This is a genomic window from Streptomyces sp. NPDC093064 (assembly GCF_044754605.1).
GTDB lineage: Bacteria > Actinomycetota > Actinomycetes > Streptomycetales > Streptomycetaceae > Streptomyces.
In genome coordinates, this window is record NZ_JBIVPK010000009.1 from 55,518 (window position 1) to 74,803 (window position 19,286).

Below are 19,286 nucleotides of genomic sequence, written 5' to 3' on the forward strand. Positions count from 1 at the left end.
GCCCTCGGGCGTGTTCCGGGTCACAGGAGTGGCTCGGTGGAATGCCGTGGCAGGCAGGGCAGTTGACGCCGGTGCCCGGCTGACGCGCGTGCACGCCGGCCGGTACCGACCACGATTCCGAGGAGCCCCCCACGTGACCGTCACCGCCTCCGAGTCCGCTTCCGGGTCCGCGTCCCGCGCGGCCGAGATCCTCTCCCGCCCCCTCACGCTGAACGGCCTCACCGTCCCCAACCGGATCGTGATGGCGCCGATGACCCGGATGTTCTCGCCGGGCGGCGTCCCCGGCGAGGACGTGCTGACGTACTACGCCCGCCGCGCCGCCGCGGGCGTCGGCCTGATCGTCACCGAGGGCACCTACGTGGGGCACGACTCGGCCGGGCAGAGCGACCGCGTGCCCCGCTTCCACGGCGAGGAGCAGCTCGCGGGCTGGGCCAAGGTGGCCGAGGCCGTGCACGTGGCGGGCGGCACGATCGTGCCGCAGCTGTGGCACATCGGCATGGTGCGCCGGCCGGGCCAGCAGCCGTTCCCGGACGCGCCCGCGGTGGGCCCCTCCGGGCTGCGCATCGGCGAGTCCGAGGTCACCGGCAGGGCGATGACGCGGACGGACCTGGACGACGTCATCGGCGCGTTCGCCGAGGCGGCCGCCGCCGCGGAGCGCATCGGCTTCGACGGCGTGGAGCTGCACGGCGCCCACGGCTACCTGCTCGACCAGTTCCTCTGGACGGGCACCAACCGCCGTACCGACGCCTACGGCGGCGATCCGGTGGCCCGTACGAAGTTCGCGGCCGAGATCGTGGCGGCGGTGCGGGAGTCCGTCTCGCCCGGCTTCCCGGTCCTCTTCCGGTACTCGCAGTGGAAGCAGGAGGCCTACGACGCCCGCCTGGCCGAGACCCCCGAGGAGCTGGAGGCGATCCTGTCGCCGCTGGCGGCGGCCGGAGTGGACGTCTTCCACGCCTCCACGCGCCGCTACTGGCTGCCGGAGTTCGAGGGCTCGGACCTCAACCTCGCGGGCTGGACGAAGAAGCTGACGGGCAAGCAGGTCATCAGCGTCGGCTCGGTGGGTCTGGACGGCGACTTCATCAAGGCGTTCCAGGGCGAGGGCGCGGAGGTCGGCAGCCTCGACAACCTGCTGGACCGGCTGGAGCGCGACGAGTTCGACCTGGTGGCCGTGGGCCGCGCGCTGCTCCAGGACCCCGAGTGGGCGGCGAAGGTCCTCGGCGGCCGCTTCGAGGAGTTGAAGCCGTACGACGCGGCGGCGCTGAAGACGCTGAGCTGAGCTGCTGAGCTGCTGAGCTGAACCGGGCCGGGCCCGGGGGCTCGGGCCCGGATGTGGGGGCGGTGGCTGCCGGAGGGCGGGCGCCGCCCCTCTGCCTGCCGGATCTTCGTCCGGGGGGTCTTCGCCTGCCGGGTCCTCGCCCGGCGGGATTTCGCTTGCTTGAGTCAAACAATTCCAATTAAAGTTGCCTGAGTCAAGTACACCCCCTCTCCGACGGAGACCTTCCTTCATGTCCGACGCACTCGCCCGGCCCGCCACGGCCGGGCAATCCGCGCCCCGGCCCAACGCCGTCGTGGCCGTACTCGCCTTCGGCGGCATCGTGGTCTCGCTGATGCAGACCCTCGTGATCCCGATCATTCCCGAGCTGCCCAAGCTCCTGCACGCCTCGGCGTCGGACACCGTCTGGGCCGTCACCGCCACGCTGCTCGCCGCGGCCGTGGCCACCCCGGTCATGGGCCGCCTCGGCGACATGTACGGCAAGCGCCGCATGCTCCTGCTGAGCCTCGCCATGCTGGTGGTCGGCTCGGTCACGGCCGCGCTGAGCGACTCCCTCACGCCGATGATCGTCGGCCGCGCCCTGCAGGGCCTCGCCTCCGGTGTCATCCCGCTCGGCATCAGCATCATGCGCGACGAACTGCCCGCCGAACGGCTCGGTTCGGCGACCGCGATGATCAGCGCCTCGCTCGGCGTCGGCGGTGCCCTCGGGCTGCCCGCCGCCGCGCTGATCGCCGAGAACCTCAACTGGCACATGCTGTTCTGGGTCTCGGCCGGCCTGGGCGTCGTGGCGGCGGTGCTGGTGCTGGGCTTCGTGCCCGAGTCGGCGGTGCGCACCGGCGGCCGCTTCGACCTGCCCGGCGCGGTCGGTATGGCGGTGGGCCTGGTCTGCCTGCTGCTGGCGATCTCCAAGGGCGCCGACTGGGGCTGGGGCAGCGGCACGACCCTGGGCCTGTTCGCGGCGGCGGTCGTGGTCCTGGTCGCCTGGGGCCTGTTCGAACTGCGCGTCGAGGCGCCCCTGGTGGACCTGCGCACCACGGCCCGCCGCCAGGTGCTGGTGACCAACCTCGCCTCGGTGGCGATCGGCTTCGCGATGTTCTCGATGTCCCTGGTCATCCCGCAGCTGCTGCAACTGCCCGCGCAGACCGGCTACGGCCTCGGCAAGTCGCTGCTGGCCTCCGGCCTGGTCATGGCCCCCTCGGGTCTGGTGATGATGGCCGTCGCCCCGGTGTCGGCGATCGTCTCGCGGACCAGGGGACCCAAGGTGACGCTGATGATCGGCGCGCTGATCGTCGCCGCCGGCTACGGCCTCAACATCGTCCTGATGAGCCAGGTCTGGCACTTCGTCCTGACGTCCTGCGTGATCGGCGCCGGCATCGGCTTCACCTACGGCTCGATGCCCGCGCTCATCATGAGCGCCGTCCCCGCGTCCGAGACGGGCGCGGCGAACAGCCTCAACACCCTGATGCGCTCGATCGGCACGTCGGTCGCCAGCGCGGTGGCGGGCGTGGTCCTGGCCCATATGACCACCGCGTTCGGCCCCTACCAGCTGCCCTCCGAGAACGGCTTCCGCACGGTCCTCGCCGTCGGCGCCGGCGCCGCCCTGCTCGGCTTCCTGGTCGCGTCCTTCATCCCGCGCCCGCGCAGCGCGGCCCCGGGGGAGCCGTCGGCGGCCGGTGAGCCCGCGCCCACCGGGGCGAAGGTGTCGTAGGCCCTACGGGTTGCCCATGGGCTCGATGTCGGTCCGCGCGGGATGGCCCCAGACCCGGACCACCTCGTAGTCGGTGAACTCGTGCACGAGCCGGTAGGCGGGCGCGGCGCGCGGTGCCCGGCGCTGGGCGGCGATGAACAGCTCGGCCTCGCGCCGGTCCCGGCGCGGGGACCCGCACAACTGCCACTCCCGCCCGTTCCACAGCTCCGGCAGCCATCGCTGCTGGGGCTGCGGCCGGTCCTCGCGGACGCCGTAGCGGGACGGGGCGGGGGCGGCGGGCTCGGCGGCGTGGCGCGCGTACGAGGCGTACGCCCCGTCGACCTCGGAGCGGCGGGCGGCCCGGCGCCGGGTCTCGCACAGGAGGCACAGATCGGGGGCGCTCTCATCGACGGGCCCGTTCGGATGCTCGGGGCAGCGGGTGGCGGGCGCGGCCGTCGTGACGGTCTCGTCCAGCAGGTCGAGAGCCCGCCGGAGATCCGCCTTCATCTCGTGCAGCCTGGCGTCGGGCGTCTCCGCGGACAGCGCCTCGCCATGCTCGCCGAGCAGACGCAGAGCCCGTCCTAGGGCGGTGAGCTGGGCGTGGTTCATGGTGCCCTCCAGCCTAGTGCTGCGACCGGAGAGGTTCACCGGCTCGCGACGCCCGGCACGGCTCCCCCAAGCTCTTCGAGCAGGGGGGACCCCCAGCCGCGTTGTCGCATCACCCGAGTACGTCCAGTACGCGGGCGTTGCTCCGCCTTGCGATGTACCGCACCGGACGCCGCGAGCTTTCCGGCAAACCTTCCCGGTCACAGCACTGCGACGCCCCGGCCGGTAAGGGAGCCCCCGGCCTGCCCGCTCGCTCCTGCCACCGGTCCCGGGCCCGCCTGCCTCAGTCCCCCGCCCGCTCCAGTGCCGTGCGCAGGTGGCCGTCGGACTGTTTCAGGAGGCGGGTTGCCGTGGGGGCGTCGGTGTCGGCGAGGAGGGTGAGGATGGCGGTCTTCACCTCGCCGTCCGCGGCCGTCAGGGCCCGTTCGATCTCGTCGTCCGCCGCGCCCGTGGCCAGGGCGACGATACGGCGGGAGCGGGCGCGGAGCTTGTCGTTGGAGGCCCGTACGTCGACCATCAGGTTTCCGTAGGTCTTGCCCAGGCGGATCATCGTGATCGTCGAGAGCATGTTGAGGACCAGTTTCTGCGCCGTGCCGGCTTTCAGGCGGGTGGAGCCGGTCAGCAGCTCGGGGCCGACGACGACCTCGATGCCGTGCTCGGCGGCGGCCGCCAGCGCGCTGTTCGCGTTGCAGGACAGGCCGATGGTCAGGGCACCCAGGGCGCGGGCGTGCTCCACCGCGCCGATGGCGTAGGGGGTGCGGCCGGAGGCGGAGACGCCCACCACCGTGTCGTCCGGCGTGAGCCCGAGGGCGTCGAGCGCTTCGGCCGCCAGCTCCTTCGAGTCCTCCGCGCCCTCGACCGAGGTCACCATGGCCGGCGGGCCACCCGCGATCAGCCCGACGACCTGGGAGGGGCGCGTGTTGAAGGTCGGCGGGCACTCCGAGGCGTCCAGGACCCCCAGCCGTCCGGCCGTGCCCGCGCCGGCGTAGACCAGCCGGCCGCCGCGCGCCATCCGCTCGGCCACCGCGTCGATCGCGGCGGCGATCTGCGGCAGCCGCTCGGTCACGGCGGCGGGCACGGTGCTGTCCTCGGCGTTCATCAGCCGGGCGATCTCCAGCGTCGGCAGCCGGTCGATCTCCGCCAGCTCGGGGCGGAACGCCTCGGTCGTCAGCGAATCCAACTCGGTGCGCAGCTCGCGGTAGTGGGGCGTGGAGGTCATGAGGGGGCGGCTCTCTTCGTGCGTGGCGGTACGGCTGACCGTGCGGATCCGGGCTTGTTCGGTTCTCGGCTACGAGTACTGCGAGCGCTGCGAGTGCTACGAGCGGTGGGTCCCGCCCCGCGGGCTGTGCCGGTGGGCGAGCGCCTCGTAGGACGCCGCGAGCGCGGGCGCCGCCGTCTCGTACGTCCGCTGTGCCACCCCGACGAACAGGCAGTCCACCACGAGCAGTTGGCTGGTCCGGGAGGACATCGCCGCCGGGCGCAGCTCGCTCTCGCGGGCCGTGGAGGTGGTCAGGACGTGGTCGGCGTACTGCGTGACGGGCGCGGCGGGCCGGCCGGTGATGGCCACGGTGGTCGCGCCGCGCTCGAAGGCCACCCGCAGCGGCTCGATCACGTCCCCGGTCGAACCCGAGTGGGTGATGGCGATCGCCACGTCCCCCGCGCGCAGCTGCACCGCGTTGGTGACGGCGAGGTGCGGGTCGCTGTGCGCGTGCGCCACCAGACCTATGCGCAGCAGCTTCTGCGTGAGGTCCTGGGCGACCAGACCGGAGGCGCCGATGCCGTAGACGTCGGTGCGGCGGGCGGCGGCCAGCGCGGTGACGGCCGCGCCGAGCTGGATGGTGTCGAGGCCGGCGGCGGTGTCGGCCAGGGTCTGCTGCTCGTCGTAGGCGAGTTTGGCGACGACGTCGGCGATGGGGTCGTCCACCGCGATGTCGGTCGTGATGGCGGGCGCGCGCCCCGACTGCTGCTGGGCGGCCAGGCCCGCGAGGGCCAGGCGCAGGTCCCGGTAACCCGGATAGCCCAGCAGGCGGGCGGTGCGTACGACGGTCGCCTCGCTGGTGCCGGTGAGCTCGGCGAGGCCGGTGACCGTGAGGGCCGCGCAGCCGGCCGGGTCGCCGGCGACGGCCTCGGCGACCCGCTGCATGGAGCGGGTCATCGAGGGCGCGAGCGTACGTACCTTGGCCGCGAGGGCGGCGGGTGCGGGGGGCGTGAGGCCCGGGGCGCCCACGCCTGCGAAAATTTCCTTCACGTCCTGGGTCACACTGTGAAAGGTATTTTCGTACGGTCACGTGGTCAAGGCCGCGCGGGCGTCAACGTAGGCGTCAACGTACCTCCTTGCGCGCGCCCCGCAGGATCGCTGCCGCCACGCAGCCGAGCGCGAGCACCACGGCGACGGCCAGGGCCCGCTGCGCGTGGTCGGCCGCCGTGTGCCGCAGGAACGCGTCCGGCGCCTTCGTCAGCTCGGTCGGGAGCCAGCGCGACACCCGCGGCAGCGCTCCGAGCAGCGGGAGCGTGAACAGCGCGAGCAGCGCGTACCCGACGGTGCCGAGCGTGCTGCGGGCCAGTGTCGCGGCCAGCGCCGTGACCGCCGCGGCGAACACCAGGAACACCGAGCCGGTGAGCGCGGTCCAGCCCAAGGCCGCCGTACCGGGATTCCCCAGCAGGACGGCCGTCTCGTACCAGGCGGCGAGCAGCCCGGCCAGGTAGCCGCCCACGGCCCCGGCGGCGCTGGCCGCGAACCTCGGCACCAGTAGATCGCCGAAGCGCCGGGCGCGAGTCCGATAGAAGATCGCGAGCGCGGGCCTGGCGTCGATCGAGCACGCGTACGCCGCCACGACGACCGCCACGATGAGGCCTATCCCGAACGCGTTGTTCACGTACTGGGCGACCCCGTCCGCCGGGACCGGGGGTGGAAAGACGATCTTCACCCGCTGGGCCGAGCCGCCGGCGTGGTCGAGCAACTGCCCGGAGTACCGGGCGAGCAGCGGCCCGGTGAACCCGAAGAGCACGAAAACACCCAGCAGCGCGATCAGCCTCTTGGTGCGCAGCAGCCGAAGCCACTCCACCCGCCACAGCGAAAGCTCGTTCACGCCGCACCCGTCCGATCCGCTTCCCGCTGTCCGTGCTGTTCCTGCTGTTCCTGCTGTACCTGCTGTCCGTCCCGTCCGTGGCGTCCGCCGGTCAGTGCCAGGAACGCGGCCTCCAGGTCGGCGTCGACCGGGTGAAGGCTGATCAGAGCGGCGTCCGCCGCGGCGATCGCCTGCGGCAGCCGGCGTTCACCGACCTCCGTGCTCGAGGCTTCGACACGCACGGACCCGTCGGAGTCCACCACCACCGAGGTGACCCATTCCTGTTGCCGCAGCAGTTCGGCCAGCCGCTGCTCGCCGCCCGCACGCAGGCGCACCTCCCAGGCCGGCTGGAGGAAACGGTCGATCAGTTCGCGTACCGGCCCCTGGAACAGGAGCCTGCCCCGGTCGAGGACGCCCACCGTGTCGGCGACCCGCTGGACGTCCGCCAGGACATGGCTGGAGAAGATCACGGTGCGGGTCCGGCCGAGCCCGGCGACCAGGGACAGCACCTCCGCACGCCCGGACGGGTCGAGCGCGCTGGACGGTTCGTCGAGGATGAGCAGCTCGGGGTCCAGCGCCAACGCCACGGCGAGGCCCAGCCGTTGCTTCATGCCACGGGAGAAGCCGCCCGTGCGCCGGCCGGCCGCCTCGGTCAGGCCGACCTCGGCGAGTACGGCCGCGACCGGGTCGGCGGGGGACCCGCCGGTGTCGGGCGCCGTGCCGCCACGGCGCCGGTGCCCCCCGCGAGCGGCCAGGCCACGGGACTGGCGCACCACCTCCGCCGCGGTGAGCCAGGGTTCGAACTCGGGAGTGTCGGGGCAGACCCCGATCCGTCCCGCGTCGACCGACAACCGGACCTCGCCCGCGTCGAAGCGGCGCAGACCGGCCACGATGGACAGAAGCGTGGTCTTCCCGGCGCCGTTCGGTCCCACCAGACCGTAGACACCGCCGCGCGGCACCTCCAGGTCCACACCGTGCAGCCCCGCGCCGTGTCCGTAGTCGCGCACCAGGCCCGCGGTCACCACGGCCGGCCCCCCGCTCACCGGTCCTCGCTCCGCCCCGCCACCAGGTAGGCGATCGGACCCAGGGGGTTCACGAACAGGCATACCAGCACCCAGGCCCAGCGGGGCAGGTGACGGGTGCTCCGGTGCCGCACGACGTCGACGAGGCAGTAGACGAGCAGAGCGAGCTCGGCGACCAGCAGAGGCGCGATCGCGGCCCAGGGGACCGCCGAGGCGTTGAGGGTGGAGGCAATCACGGGACGGACTCTCTGTGGGGGTGTCGGATCGGCCGGATCACGGCGTCTCGGGCGGGAGGACGAAGAATCCGGCGACCTTCTCGTCCGTGTCGAACGCGACCCGGGCCTTCATCTCACCGGCCTCGTAGCGCAGCGGGATGTCCACCACGGTGTGATCGCCGATGCGCCGGACGAACGGCTCGCCCTCGCCGAAGCCCTCGAACGCGCCGACGAGTCCGGCGACGCCGGCCAGCGCGTCGCCCCGCACCTTGTCGGTGAAGGCCGCGAGGACCTCGGCGTTGAAGGACGGCCTGGCGTCGTCCATGCGGCCTTCGAGGACGGCCGTGACGATCTCGAGGGCGCGCTCCGGGGCGTCGGTCATGCGCACTGTCTTGTCCATGGGTTCTCCCGTTCGGGGGTCGATGGGCTTGCCGAACCGCTGGAAGGCGGCCTGGCGGGTGACTCCGAGCAGGTCCCCGACCTCCTGCCAGGTGTGGCCCGCGTCCCGGCACTGCTGCACGCAGAGCTTGAGCACCTGTTCCGCCAAGACGTCGACGTCCTGGGCGCGTCGGATCAGGTCGAGGTAGGCCGGTGGGGCCAACGGGCTGCCCACCGCCGAGGCCAGGGCCGCGGCGTGCTCGGCGAGCCGGGCACTCAGGGAAGCGAGGGGGAGGGAATCGGTCACACGTAAAGGGTGCCTTTACATCCCGGAGTGTGTCAAGGAACTCTTTACAGCCCCGGCGGCTCCGGCCCGGGCTTCTGTGAACGGCCCAGCGCTGCACGGGAGATGGAGAGAGCGGGCCCCCGGCGGCGCGGAACCCGCCGGTGCGTGATCCGTCACCGGCGTGCGGTCCGTGACTTCCGGGTGACAATGGGGGGCATGGAACCCATCAGCCCCCTGGAGCAGGCCCTGCACGCCGCCCGCGCCCTGGTGCTCGCCGATCTGGTCGCCGGCGAGGTCGCCGACGCGGACGTGGTCTCGCTCGTGGAGGACTCCGTCGCCCAGCGCCGCTGGTGGGTGGAGCAGTGGCCGGAAGGCGCGCAGTACGTGGCGGGCCTGGTCGCGCAGGACGTCCAGGACGCGCTCCTGGAGCGGTACGGCCGCTGGCCGCTGTGCCCGGTGTGCGGCTACGGCGACCCGCACGCGCTGGACGTCGAGCCGGAACTCGGGCCGGACCCGCACTGGGTGTGCTCCAAGGCGGGCGTGAAGGTGGCGCCGGTGGGCGCGCTGGCGGAGGCCACCGGCCGGAGCACGACGTCGTGACGGCGCCGCGCCCGGCGGTCGCACCGTGACCCTCTACATCGACCCGCCGTCCTGGCCGGGTCACGGCCGCATGTGGTCCCACCTGGTCAGCGATGTCTCGTACGACGAACTCCATACCTTCGCCGAGGGGTTGGGCGTGCCCCGCCGGGCCTTCGAGCGGGACCACTACGACCTGCCCTCCCACCGGTACGCCGACGCGGTGGCGGCCGGCGCGGTCGAGGTCAGCAGCCGCGAGGTGGTGCGGCTGCTGTACGCGGCGGGGCTGCGCCGCCCCAAGCGCCGTGTTCAGGGCCGGAGTTCGTAGAAGATCTCCTCCTCGCCCTCCCGCACGGCGACGAAACCGGCGCGGGTGACGACGCGTTGGGAGGGAAGGTTGGCGCGGTCCACGGTCGCGACCAGCAGCCGTACGTCGTCCCGGGCCAGCGCCCAGCCCGACAGCGCGCGCAGGGCCTCGGTCGCGTAGCCGTGGCCGCGGGCGGACACGGCGAGGTCGTAACCGACCTCCGCGCGCCCCTCCTCGTCGGGCACACCGTGGAAGCCCATCCCGCCGACCGCGCGCCCGTCCTCCTGCCGCACCAGCACGAACATCCCCCACTCGGGCCGGTACACCCCGCCCTCGTACGCCTTCACGGTTGCCCCGGCGGCACCCTGCGTGCCCTCGTAGGGCCCGCCCTCGACCCACGGGAACCCGCCGTCACCGCCGTCGCTCAGATCGCGGGCGGCGGCGGGGGTGACACCCGCCAGGGTGAGCCGGTCGGCGGGTATGGCCGGCGGGTTGCGCCAGCGCCACTCGGTGACCGGCGGCCGACCGGGGAGGTCGCCGCGGCCGGTGGCCCACAGCAGCGTCGGCCAGGGCGCGGAGCCCGGTCGGACGTGCGGGAAGAGCCGGGTCAGCACGTCCTCGCACAGCTCGGCGGGCGGCTCGTAGGCCAGGTGCAGGCCGGTCGCGATGTCATGCGTGTGCAGCAGTACCTCGGCGACGCCCATCGCGGCGAATCCCTCGCGGTTCGCGCTGCGGAAGGGGTACGGGTGGAAGGCACGGACCTCGGGCGGGGTGGTGCGGACGGCGGCGGCGAGCAGGGCGCCGGTCGTCTCGATCACGTCCAGGACGTCCGCGTTCTTGGTGCCCTCGTCGAGGGTGATCTCGAAGGGCACGTAGGCGCTCTGCGCCCGCCCGGCCAACTGCCCGGCGTACGCGATGAGATCGCCCGCGATGTGCTCGGCCGTCCGCCGGCAGCTCCACTCCAGCCGCCCGGCCCTCACCCCGTCCCAGTCCCGGTCCGTCGCCGTCCGCAGCAGTGCCACGGCACCCGCGACGGCCTGCTCCACCTGCTCCCCGCCCCATATACGCATACGGCGCAGGGTAGGCGCGGCGGGGCCTCAGAGCGACAGCATTTCCAGCTCCGAGGTGACGTTGTAGCGGGCGGTCGCCTCCCAGTGCTTCGCCCCGTACGGGGTGCGGAACAGCCGGGGCAGGGCGAGGAGCTGCCGCAGGACGGCGGCTCGGCCCTCGCGGAAGGCGTCGCTCGGGACGAAGTGGTACTCCTCGCGGACGCCGGCCGCGTAGGCGGCGTACGCCGACGGGGAGGCGGCCAGGATCGCCAGGTCGGCGTCGCACAGGACCCGGCCGTCGCGGTCGTCGTCGGCCGGATCGTGGGTGACGGTGAGCCGGACCAGCCGTGCGACCTCGGCGGTCTTCGCGTCGGCGACCCCGGCCTCGGGGAGCGCGCGCTCGGCCAGACGAGCGGACCGCTCCTCGTTCTCGGAGCGCTCGGGCAGGTAGACGGCATCGTGAAACCAGGCGGCCAGCCGCACCACGTCCGGGTCGGCGGCGTATTCATCCAGTACATCGATGTGATCGAGGACCGCGGTCAGGTGCGTGAGCGTGTGGTAGTGCCGCTGCGGTTCCTGCCAGCGGGCGAGCAGATTGTCGGCGTACGGCACGGGGTCGGGGCCGCCGCCGGGACCACGGGCACCTTCGAGAGCGCGGGTCCAGCGGGAGCGCAGGGCGTCGAGATCGGCCATACGGCCATTGTCCCCACCGCGCCCGGGCCGCTCCGCTCGCGGGGCCGCCGAGCGACACTGGCGTGGTGGCGGGCGGGGTGCCGGACGTGCTCCGGGTGACCGGTTCCCGGCCGTGGGTCCCCCGACCGGCGTACCCTGATATTGGACTAGACCTGTCCGCTTCAGGGGAAACCGAGGGAAGGGCTCCTATGAGCATGCGTGCAGTCCTGGAGGTGATCGCCCTCGACGTCGAGGACGCGGTCGCCGCTCAGGCCGGAGGCGCGGACCGCCTCGAGCTGGTCACCGACATCGCGGCCGACGGGCTCACCCCGCCGACCCGTACCGTCGCCGGGATCCGTGCCGCCGTGGACATTCCGCTGCGCGTGATGCTGCGGCTCGCGGACGGGTTCGGCGCGGGGGGTGCCCGGGGGCTGGCCAGGCTGGCGGAGGTCGCGGGCGAGATGCGGGCGGCCGGCGCCGAGGAGTTCGTACTGGGGTTCCTGGACGAGGAGGGCGGGGTGGACCTGGGGGCTGTCGAGCGGGTGGTCGCCGAACTGGACGGCTGCCCGTGGACCTTCCACCGGGCGATCGACCGTGCCGCCGACCGGGACGTGCTGCGCAAGCGGCTGGACGGGCTGCCGGGGCTCGACACGTATCTGACGGCGGGCGCCGCCTCGGGCGTGGACGAGGGGCTGCCCACGCTGATCGCGGAGGCCGCGCGCGGGGGCGAGCCCGGTTACGAGCAACAGATCATGGTCGGCGGCGGCCTGCGGCTGGTTCATGTGCCCGCGCTGCTCGCGGAGGGGATCGACGCCTTCCACATCGGCGGTGCGGCTCGCCCCGGCGGCTGGGACGGACCGGTCTCCGTCGCGGCGGTCGCGGAGTGGCGCGCCGTGCTGGACGGTGTGGCGGTTCGGCAGCCTGCGGGCTGAGGCACGGTGCCTGACCGGAGTGGGGTGGGTTCGGGCCGGCCCGGGTAATTCGTACGCCTGGTTCATTCCGACCGGGCACGATGTCGTTCATGACAGCAACGTCCCCTGACCCCACCGGGCTTCCGTATCACCGTATGGCCCGGTACTCACCCCACCACCGCTGGTGGCGGCCGCTGCTCGGCACTGTGGTGCTGGTCTTCGGGTCGGTCCTGGCCACCGTGTTCCTCTACATCCTCACCGACGGGATCGGCACGGCCGCCGGTTATCCGGAACTGCCGGACGGCGGCGTCGACTTCGGCCCGGTTCTGGGCACGGGCCTGGACCTGGCGTTCATAGCCGTAGACCTGCCGCTGGTCCTGCTGTCCGTGCTCTGGCTGGGCCGGCGTCCGGCCGGCACGGTGGCCTCCGTGACCGGGCGGCCGCGTTGGCGATGGCTGGCCTGGTGCCTGCTGGCCGCCGTACCCCCCATGGTGCTGCTGCCGATGGTCGCGATCTTCCTGCCGGACGACCAGGGCGACGGTGGCGGGTCCGACGTGTGGGTCGGGTGGCAGACGTTCCTCCTCTCCCTGGCCATGCTGGTTGTCCTCGTGCCGTTGCAGTCGGCGGCGGAGGAGTACGTCTTTCGCGGCTGGCTGCTCCAGGCGGCGGGGGCCTTCCTCCGATCCCCGTGGCTCGCGGTGCTGCCGCAGGCGGTGCTCTTCGCGGCCGCGCACGGCTGGGGTACGCCCTGGGGATTCGCCGACCTCCTGGTCTTCGGTGCGGTGGCGGGGTTGCTGACCATCCGCACGGGCGGCCTCGAGGCGTCCATCGCCCTGCACGCGCTGAACAACCTGCTGGCCTTCGGTGTGTCCGCCATGTACGTGGACGGACTGGCGTCCGACGAGACGGCGGCGGACGCCCCCTGGCAACTGGCCCTCGTCGACATGGCCTCGGTGCTGCTCTTCGCCGCGATCGTGCTCTGGCTGGCACGGCGGCGTCATCCGCAGCACCTGTCAGCCCCGGTCCCCGAGCCGATCCCGCCCCACCTCCTGCCGTACATACCGCCGCAGGGCGCGTATTGGCCGTACGCGCAGGCGCCGGGTGCGTACGGGCCGTACCCGCAGCAGGCGCCGGGTGCGTACGGGCCGTACCCGCAGCAGGCGCCGGGTGCGTATGGACCGTACCCGCAGCCGCCCGGGCCGCATGGGGCGTACCCGCCGCCGGGTGCACACGGGGCGTACGCTCCGCCGCCGGGCGCGGTGTGGCCGTACGCGTCACCGCAGGGCAGCCATGGGCCGTACGCGCCGCCGCCCTCGAACGGGGCCGTCCCCGGCCCGGCCGCCGCGCCGTCCGGCCCTGACGGGCCCGGATCTGCCGCATCCGGCGCCGATGAGCCGGGTCCCGCCGCGCCGTCCGACCCCGATGGGCCCAGTCCCGCCGGACTCGGGTCTACCGCGTCCAGCCCAGTCTTGCCCGGCGACGCACCCGGCCCTGATGGGTCCAGCCCTACCGCGCCCGGCGCCGTGTCCGACTCCGCCGCGCCCAGTTCGGCCGCGCTCGGCGACGCACCCAGTCCCGCCGAACCCAGTTCCGCCGCGCCGCGCCCCGACGCACCCAGGCCCGCCGAACCCAGCCCCGCGGCGCCCCACCCCGCCGCGCCCGGTGACGCACCCAGCCCCGATGGGACCAGCCGCGCCGTCCCGGCCCCTGCCGACCCGCCCTCCCGGCAGCCCAGTGGGCCTCAGGAAAGCTGACCCGGCAGCGGGGCCGTGTGGGTGACGATCAGGCCTGAGACCGCTCGAGTCAGAGCCACGTACAGGCGGCGCAGGCCCGTGCGTTCGTCGGGTTCGCCGTCGACGACGGCCTGCGGCTCGTCGAGGACGACGTAGTCGTACTCCAGGCCCTTGGCGAGCGAGGCCGGGACCAGGGTGAGGCGGGTCTCGGCCGTCGTCTCCTCGCCGGGGGCGAGGTACGGCAGGCCGGCCGCCGTCAGCGTCTCGGCCACGGCCGGGACGCGGGCGTCGGCGGCGATCAGGCCGACCGAGCCCTCGTTGCGCAGCAACTCCTCGCAGGCGGAGACCACTTCGGCGTCCCCGGCGGCCGTACGGATCTCGAAGAAGCCGGGGTTCTCGCGCACCGACGCGACGGGGGTGAGCCCGGGGGCGATGTGCGGCAGCAGCCGGGAGGCGTACGTGATGACGTCCGTCGGCACGCGGAAGCCCGCCGTCAGCTCCTCGATCAGGCCGTCGGACTTGCCGAGGTGGACCAGGGCCTCCTCCCAGGTGCGGGTGGCCCACGGCGTGGTGCCCTGGGCCAGGTCGCCGAGGACGGTCGCGGAGCCGGTGGTGCAGCGCCGGCCGACCGCCCGGTACTGCATGGGGGAGAGGTCCTGTGCCTCGTCCAGGACGACATGCCCGAGGGAGTGGGTGCGCTCCACCAGGTCGGCGGCCTCGTCAACCAGTACGGCGTCGGCGGCGGACCACTTGGCCGACTTCACCGACCGCACGGGCCTGGCCCACAGGAGTGTCTTGCGCTCCTCCTCGGTGAGGATCCCGTCCGCGTGCTCCGCGAGGAAGTCCGCGTCGGTCACCAGCCGCAGCACCAGTTTCGCCGGGTCGACCGGGGGCCAGACCGCCTTGACGGCGGCCTTGACCGCCGCGTTGCGGGCCACCGCGTCCTGCACGCGGTCGTCGGGGGCCTCGCCCGCCCGCTCCATCTGCACCAGCACGGCGTGCGCGATCCGCTGCGGCAGGGCCTCGCGGGCGGCGCCGTAGCGGATGCCGCGGTCCAGCAACTCCCGGACGATGTCCTCCAGTTCGTACGCCGGTACGCGCCAGCGCCGCGAGCCGCGGACCACCACGACCGGTTCGGTGGGCATGGTCACGTGGGAGTACAGCGCCCTGCGGAGCACCTCCGCCATCCGTGCGTCGCCCTTGACGATCGCGGTCGCCGCGTCGTCAGCGCCCCGCACCTCCACATGCGCCACCAGATCGCCGACGGTGGCCTGCTGGACGGTCAACTCGCCGAGGGCGGGCAGCACTTGCTCGATGTAGTGCAGGAAGGACCGGTTGGGTCCGATCACGAGGGTGCCGGTGCGGGCGAGCCGCTCGCGGTGGGCGTAGAGGAGGTAGGCGACCCGGTGCAGGCCCACGGCGGTCTTCCCGGTGCCGGGGCCGCCCTGGACGCAGACGGTGCCGGACAGCCCGGACCGCACGATCTCGTCCTGCTCGGGCTGGATGGTCGCCACGATGTCGCGCATCGGGCCCACACGCGGACGTTCGATCTCCTGTTGGAGCAGCTTGCTGGTGGTGGCCGCCCCCGACGGCTCGGCCGGGTCGGACAGGCGCTCGTCCTCGTACGCCGTGAGGTCGCCGCCGGTGTAGCCGAAGCGGCGGCGCAGGGCGACGTTCATCGGGTCCTTCCTGGCGGCCCGGTAGAACGGCTGCGAGACCGGTGCGCGCCAGTCGATGACCATGGGGTCGCCCTCGCCGTCGTGCACGTGCCGGCGTCCGATGTAGAAGCGTTCGCCCTCGGCGCCCTCCGCCCGGTCCGCGCCCGGGGCGTCCAGGTAGTCGAGCCGGCCGAAGAACAGCGGGGTGTCGCTGAGGTCGGCCAGCGCCTTGATGCGCTCGTCGATCTGGCGGGCGAGGACCTCGGCGTTGACCCAGTTCGCGGTGACGTCCCGGATGTCGAGCGACTCGACGTCCTCGCGCATGGCGCGCAGTGCGGCGCGGGAGGCGGACAGGTGGGCGCGCTCACGGGCGAGGGGGTCGGCGGGCAGGAACGAAGACGAAGGCGACGGGGACGACGAAGGCGACGGGGACGACGAAGGCGACGGGGACGACGAGGACGACAGGGACGACAAGGGGGTGCCTCCGGAAGGCCTTCGGGGCATGCGGGTGCCGTGGGGTGGTGCCGTGTGGCTGCGCCGCGCGGCGGCGGGATCTGCCGACCGGTTTCCGTCCGGACGGCGGCACTCCGTGAAGGGAGGCGGGCAAGAGGGTGGATTCTAGGGCGCGGCTGGGCGCGGAAGCCAACCGGTTTTCCCTGCGCCGCGCCCGCCTGGGTGCCGTGATCGCCAACCCCTAGGGGTTCGCGTCCGCCGGACGCAGGGTCGGAAGTCCCTCCAGAGGGGTACCCGGGGCCAGGAAGGCCCGGTCCGCAGACCGATGCCAGTCCTCTGCCCCCGGATCCACCATGAAGACATGAGCGCAGCAACCATCCACCCCGCTCCCGCCGCCCGGCCGGCCGGTGCCACGGCTGTCCAGGACAGCCCCCGTCATCACGTTCTGGGCGACGCCCTGCACGCCGTCAAGGTGTTGGCGGGCGCCCTGTTCGACGTGGTCGTCCTCGGCGAGTACGGCGAGGAGGCGGGCGTACGCCACAAGTGAGCAACTAGGGTCGGTCCGTGACAGCACGGAAGGTGATACTCCGGTCACCAGCGGCACTTGCCCTGGCCGTCCTCGCCGTCTCCCTCGCCGCCCTCGCGGTCCTGTTCGCGGTGCAGCGGGTGCAGATGCCCGACGCGGTGGTCTACCAGGCCGAGGGCTCGGCGGTGGTGCACGGCCGCGACCTCTACGGCTTCACGGTCACGCAGGGACGGCTGCCGGCCACGTACCCGCCGTTCGCGGCCCTGCTGTTCGTGCCGACGGTGTGGCTTCCCGCCGTGGCCCTGAAAGCGGCGTTCTTCGCGGGCAACGCGCTTCTGCTCGCCTGGCTCGTCCACCTCTCCGCGCGGCTCTCCGGCCACCGGGCCGGACTCCCGCTGGTGTGTGCCGCGACGGCACTCGCCGTCTGGCTCGAACCGGTCTTCCAGACCTTCGTGTACGGGCAGATCAACCTCGCGATCGTCTGCCTGGTCCTGTGGGACCTGACCCGGCCGCCCGGAGCCCGTGGCAAGGGTCTCCTGATCGGTGTCGCGACCGGCATCAAGCTCACCCCGGGCCTCTTCATCGTGTACCTGCTGCTGCGGGGGCGGCGCCGCGAGGCGGCAGCGGCGGTGGCCGGGTTCGCCGGGACGGTCGCCGTCGGGGCACTCGTGCTGCCCGCGGCCGGCGTCGACTACTGGACGCGCCGCCTGTTCGAGACCAACCGGGTGGGCAAGCCGTGGATCATCGCCAACCAGTCGCTTCAGGGCCTGGTCGCCCGGCTGCTGGGGGAGCCGTCGCCCGGACTCGCCTGGATGCTGCCCGCCGTCGCGGTGGCCGCCGCCGGACTGTGGCTCGCGTGCCGGGTGCGGCAGGAGCGGTGGGGCGTGCTGCTGACCGGCCTGACCGCCCTGCTCGTCTCACCGATCAGCTGGTCCCACCACTGGGTGTGGTGCGTCCCGCTGATCGCCGTACTCCTGGCCGAGGGCCGCCGCGTCTGGGCGGCGGTCACCGTGGTCCTGTTCACGGCCCGCACCCTGTGGATGGTCCCCAACAAGGGCATGGAACTGCACCTGTCCTGGTGGCAGCAGCCCCTGGCCTCGCCCTACCCCCTGCTGGGGCTGGTCCTGCTCATGGCGGTGGCGCTGGAGTTCCGCAGACGGCGGTCCGGCCGGACCCGGGAGGGTCAGGCCTCCTCCGCCAGCAGTTCGTCGGCGTCCATGATCCGGTAGGCGTAGCCCTGTTCGGCCAGGAAGCGCTGGCGGTGGGCGGCGAAGTCCTGGTCGATGGTGTCGCGGGCGACCACCGAGTAGAAGTGGGCCTGGTGGCCGTCGGCCTTCGGGCGCAGCACCCGTCCGAGGCGCTGGGCCTCCTCCTGGCGGGAGCCGAAGGTGCCCGAGACCTGGATGGCGACCGTGGCCTCCGGCAGGTCGATGGAGAAGTTCGCCACCTTGGAGACCACCAGCACGCTGATCTCGCCCTCACGGAAGGCGTCGAAGAGCTTCTCGCGCTGCGCGTTGGACGTCTCGCCCTTGATCACCGGCGCGTTCAGGTGCTCGCCCAGCTCGTCGAGCTGGTCGATGTACTGGCCGATGACGAGGATCTGCTGCCCGGCGAAGCGGCGGACGATCGCCTCCGTGACCTTCCGCTTGGTGGCGGTGGTCGCGCAGAAGCGGTACTTCTCCTCCGTCTCGGCCGTCGCGTACGCCAGCCGTTCGGACTCGGTCAGGTTCACCCGGACCTCGACGCAGTCCGCGGGCGCGATGTGGCCCTGCGCCTCGATCTCCTTCCAGGGCGCGTCGAACCGCTTGGGGCCGATCAGGGAGAACACGTCCGACTCGCGGCCGTCCTCGCGCACCAGGGTCGCGGTCAGTCCCAGCCGCCGCCGGGCCTGGAGGTCCGCGGTGAACTTGAAGACCGGCGCGGGCAGCAGGTGCACCTCGTCGTAGACGATCAGTCCCCAGTCCCGGGAGTCGAACAGCTCCAGGTGGGGGTAGATCCCCTTCCGCCGGGTCGTCAGCACCTGGTAGGTGGCGATGGTGACCGGGCGGACCTCCTTCCTGGTCCCGCTGTACTCCCCGATCTCGTCCTCGGTCAGCGAGGTCCGCTTCACCAGCTCGTGCTTCCACTGCCGGGCCGAGACGGTGTTCGTGACGAGGATCAGCGTCGTGGACTTCGCCTGCGCCATCGAGCCTGCGCCGACCAGCGTCTTGCCGGCCCCGCAGGGCAGGACGACGACACCGCTCCCGCCGTGCCAGAAGTTCTCCACGGCCTGCTTCTGGTAGGGCCGCAGCGCCCAGCCGTCCTCGCGCAGCTCGATCGGGTGCGCCTCGCCGTCGACGTACCCGGCGAGGTCCTCGGCGGGCCAGCCCAGCTTCAGCAGGGTCTGCTTGATCTGCCCGCGCTCGGAGGGGTGCACGGCCACCGTGTCCGGGTCGATGCGGGCGCCGACCAGCGGGGCGATCCGCTTGGACTTCAGCACCTCCTCCAGGACCGGCCGGTCGGTGGTGGTCAGGACCAGGCCGTGAGCCGGGTGCTTGCTGAGGGTCAGCCGTCCGTAGCGGTCCATCGTCTCGGCGATGTCGACGAGCAGCGCGTGCGGCACGGGGTAGCGGCTGTACTGCACGAGGGCGTCGACGACCTGCTCGGCGTCGTGCCCGGCGGCGCGCGCGTTCCACAGGCCGAGCGGGGTGACCCGGTAGGTGTGGATGTGCTCGGGTGCCCGCTCCAGCTCGGCGAACGGCGCGATGGCCCGGCGGCAGTCGTCGGCCTGCTCGTGGTCGACTTCGAGAAGCAGGGTCTTGTCCGACTGGACGATCAGGGGACCATTCACGCGCAGCGCCCTTTCCGTGTGGTCAAACGTCCAGTG

19 protein-coding genes are annotated in these 19,286 nt (G+C 73.0%); 8 read left to right on the forward strand and 11 right to left on the reverse strand.

Annotated elements, in window-relative coordinates:
* Window positions 1-133 precede the first annotated feature (133 nt).
* On the forward strand, window positions 134-1,276 hold the full coding sequence (locus ACIQFZ_RS13640) for an NADH:flavin oxidoreductase (protein ID WP_402691260.1): 1,143 nt from the start codon (window positions 134-136) through the stop codon (window positions 1,274-1,276).
* A gap of 229 nt (window positions 1,277-1,505) precedes the next feature.
* Window positions 1,506-2,981 (forward strand): MFS transporter, encoded by a 1,476-nt coding sequence (locus ACIQFZ_RS13645; protein ID WP_402691261.1) that lies wholly within the window; start codon window positions 1,506-1,508, stop codon window positions 2,979-2,981.
* Between the two features lie 3 nt (window positions 2,982-2,984).
* Here the strand turns inward: ACIQFZ_RS13645 and ACIQFZ_RS13650 are convergent, their stop codons facing one another.
* The 7 genes from ACIQFZ_RS13650 to ACIQFZ_RS13680 all read right to left on the reverse strand — a co-directional run bounded on the left by ACIQFZ_RS13650 (window position 2,985) and on the right by ACIQFZ_RS13680 (window position 8,556).
* Window positions 2,985-3,569, reverse strand: a complete 585-nt coding sequence (locus ACIQFZ_RS13650; RefSeq protein ID WP_365416788.1) for a hypothetical protein — start codon at window positions 3,567-3,569, stop codon at window positions 2,985-2,987.
* A 280-nt stretch (window positions 3,570-3,849) separates the two neighbouring features.
* A complete protein-coding gene (murQ, locus tag ACIQFZ_RS13655; protein WP_402691262.1) occupies window positions 3,850-4,785 on the reverse strand; it encodes an N-acetylmuramic acid 6-phosphate etherase in 936 nt (311 codons plus the stop codon).
* Between the two features lie 96 nt (window positions 4,786-4,881).
* A complete protein-coding gene (locus tag ACIQFZ_RS13660) occupies window positions 4,882-5,826 on the reverse strand; it encodes a MurR/RpiR family transcriptional regulator (protein WP_365416784.1) in 945 nt (314 codons plus the stop codon).
* A gap of 61 nt (window positions 5,827-5,887) precedes the next feature.
* On the reverse strand, window positions 5,888-6,655 hold the full coding sequence (locus ACIQFZ_RS13665) for a hypothetical protein (protein ID WP_402691263.1): 768 nt from the start codon (window positions 6,653-6,655) through the stop codon (window positions 5,888-5,890).
* Entirely contained in the window at window positions 6,652-7,677 is a 1,026-nt protein-coding gene (locus tag ACIQFZ_RS13670; RefSeq protein WP_402691264.1) for an ABC transporter ATP-binding protein, read from the reverse strand. The genes ACIQFZ_RS13665 and ACIQFZ_RS13670 overlap by 4 nt, the downstream gene beginning before the upstream one ends.
* Window positions 7,674-7,892, reverse strand: coding sequence for a PLD nuclease N-terminal domain-containing protein (locus ACIQFZ_RS13675; RefSeq protein WP_376652084.1), 219 nt, complete (start codon window positions 7,890-7,892; stop codon window positions 7,674-7,676). Before ACIQFZ_RS13675 ends, ACIQFZ_RS13670 begins: the two co-directional genes overlap by 4 nt.
* A gap of 37 nt (window positions 7,893-7,929) precedes the next feature.
* Window positions 7,930-8,556 carry a DUF3887 domain-containing protein gene (locus tag ACIQFZ_RS13680; RefSeq protein WP_365774981.1) on the reverse strand — a complete coding sequence of 209 codons (627 nt, stop codon included), beginning with the start codon at window positions 8,554-8,556 and terminating at the stop codon, window positions 7,930-7,932.
* Window positions 8,557-8,751: 195 nt separating this feature from the next.
* Here ACIQFZ_RS13680 and ACIQFZ_RS13685 point away from each other — a divergent pair, with 195 nt between their 5' ends.
* Together ACIQFZ_RS13685 and ACIQFZ_RS13690 are read left to right on the forward strand one after the other, a co-directional pair.
* Window positions 8,752-9,135: a hypothetical protein gene (locus ACIQFZ_RS13685; protein ID WP_365416774.1), complete on the forward strand. Its 384-nt coding sequence runs from the start codon at window positions 8,752-8,754 to the stop codon at window positions 9,133-9,135.
* 25 nt (window positions 9,136-9,160) lie between these two features.
* On the forward strand, window positions 9,161-9,439 hold the full coding sequence (locus tag ACIQFZ_RS13690) for a DUF4031 domain-containing protein (RefSeq protein ID WP_225074587.1): 279 nt from the start codon (window positions 9,161-9,163) through the stop codon (window positions 9,437-9,439).
* On the opposite strand, the gene ACIQFZ_RS13695 is transcribed toward ACIQFZ_RS13690, so the two are convergent.
* Window positions 9,421-10,464: a GNAT family N-acetyltransferase gene (locus tag ACIQFZ_RS13695; RefSeq protein ID WP_383056421.1), complete on the reverse strand. Its 1,044-nt coding sequence runs from the start codon at window positions 10,462-10,464 to the stop codon at window positions 9,421-9,423. The two genes, ACIQFZ_RS13690 and ACIQFZ_RS13695, sit on opposite strands and share 19 nt — an antisense overlap.
* Window positions 10,465-10,515: 51 nt before the next feature.
* The gene (locus tag ACIQFZ_RS13700; RefSeq protein WP_402691265.1) at window positions 10,516-11,160 is read right to left on the reverse strand and encodes a hypothetical protein; all 645 of its coding nucleotides are present in this window, start codon (window positions 11,158-11,160) and stop codon (window positions 10,516-10,518) included.
* Between the two features lie 188 nt (window positions 11,161-11,348).
* On the opposite strand from ACIQFZ_RS13700, the gene ACIQFZ_RS13705 reads away from it, so the two are divergent.
* On the forward strand, window positions 11,349-12,071 hold the full coding sequence (locus tag ACIQFZ_RS13705) for a copper homeostasis protein CutC (RefSeq protein ID WP_365416771.1): 723 nt from the start codon (window positions 11,349-11,351) through the stop codon (window positions 12,069-12,071).
* 89 nt (window positions 12,072-12,160) lie between these two features.
* Window positions 12,161-13,804 (forward strand): type II CAAX prenyl endopeptidase Rce1 family protein, encoded by a 1,644-nt coding sequence (locus ACIQFZ_RS13710; RefSeq protein WP_402691266.1) that lies wholly within the window; start codon window positions 12,161-12,163, stop codon window positions 13,802-13,804.
* On the opposite strand, the gene ACIQFZ_RS13715 is transcribed toward ACIQFZ_RS13710, so the two are convergent.
* A complete protein-coding gene (locus tag ACIQFZ_RS13715; protein ID WP_402691267.1) occupies window positions 13,792-15,765 on the reverse strand; it encodes a HelD family protein in 1,974 nt (657 codons plus the stop codon). The genes ACIQFZ_RS13710 and ACIQFZ_RS13715 overlap by 13 nt on opposite strands.
* A 490-nt stretch (window positions 15,766-16,255) precedes the next feature.
* Here ACIQFZ_RS13715 and ACIQFZ_RS13720 point away from each other — a divergent pair, with 490 nt between their 5' ends.
* Together ACIQFZ_RS13720 and ACIQFZ_RS13725 are read left to right on the forward strand one after the other, a co-directional pair.
* Complete coding sequence (locus ACIQFZ_RS13720) at window positions 16,256-16,441, forward strand: hypothetical protein (protein WP_402691268.1); 186 nt, start codon at window positions 16,256-16,258, stop codon at window positions 16,439-16,441.
* 17 nt (window positions 16,442-16,458) lie between these two features.
* Entirely contained in the window at window positions 16,459-17,649 is a 1,191-nt protein-coding gene (locus ACIQFZ_RS13725; protein WP_402691269.1) for a glycosyltransferase 87 family protein, read from the forward strand.
* On the opposite strand, the gene ACIQFZ_RS13730 is transcribed toward ACIQFZ_RS13725, so the two are convergent.
* Window positions 17,604-19,250 (reverse strand): DNA repair helicase XPB, encoded by a 1,647-nt coding sequence (locus ACIQFZ_RS13730; RefSeq protein WP_365416763.1) that lies wholly within the window; start codon window positions 19,248-19,250, stop codon window positions 17,604-17,606. The two genes, ACIQFZ_RS13725 and ACIQFZ_RS13730, sit on opposite strands and share 46 nt — an antisense overlap.
* Between the last annotated feature and the right edge of the window lie 36 nt (window positions 19,251-19,286).

Coding starts and splice junctions, on each gene's coding strand:
- ACIQFZ_RS13645 (WP_402691261.1), top strand. CDS start 1,506: ATGTCCGACGCACTCGCCCGGCCCGCCACGGCCGGGCAATCCGCGCCC.
- ACIQFZ_RS13650 (WP_365416788.1), bottom strand. CDS start 3,569: ATGAACCACGCCCAGCTCACCGCCCTAGGACGGGCTCTGCGTCTGCTC.
- murQ (WP_402691262.1), bottom strand. CDS start 4,785: ATGACCTCCACGCCCCACTACCGCGAGCTGCGCACCGAGTTGGATTCG.
- ACIQFZ_RS13685 (WP_365416774.1), top strand. CDS start 8,752: ATGGAACCCATCAGCCCCCTGGAGCAGGCCCTGCACGCCGCCCGCGCC.
- ACIQFZ_RS13700 (WP_402691265.1), bottom strand. CDS start 11,160: ATGGCCGATCTCGACGCCCTGCGCTCCCGCTGGACCCGCGCTCTCGAA.
- ACIQFZ_RS13705 (WP_365416771.1), top strand. CDS start 11,349: ATGAGCATGCGTGCAGTCCTGGAGGTGATCGCCCTCGACGTCGAGGAC.
- ACIQFZ_RS13710 (WP_402691266.1), top strand. CDS start 12,161: ATGACAGCAACGTCCCCTGACCCCACCGGGCTTCCGTATCACCGTATG.
- ACIQFZ_RS13715 (WP_402691267.1), bottom strand. CDS start 15,765: ATGCGCGAGGACGTCGAGTCGCTCGACATCCGGGACGTCACCGCGAAC.
- ACIQFZ_RS13720 (WP_402691268.1), top strand. CDS start 16,256: ATGAGCGCAGCAACCATCCACCCCGCTCCCGCCGCCCGGCCGGCCGGT.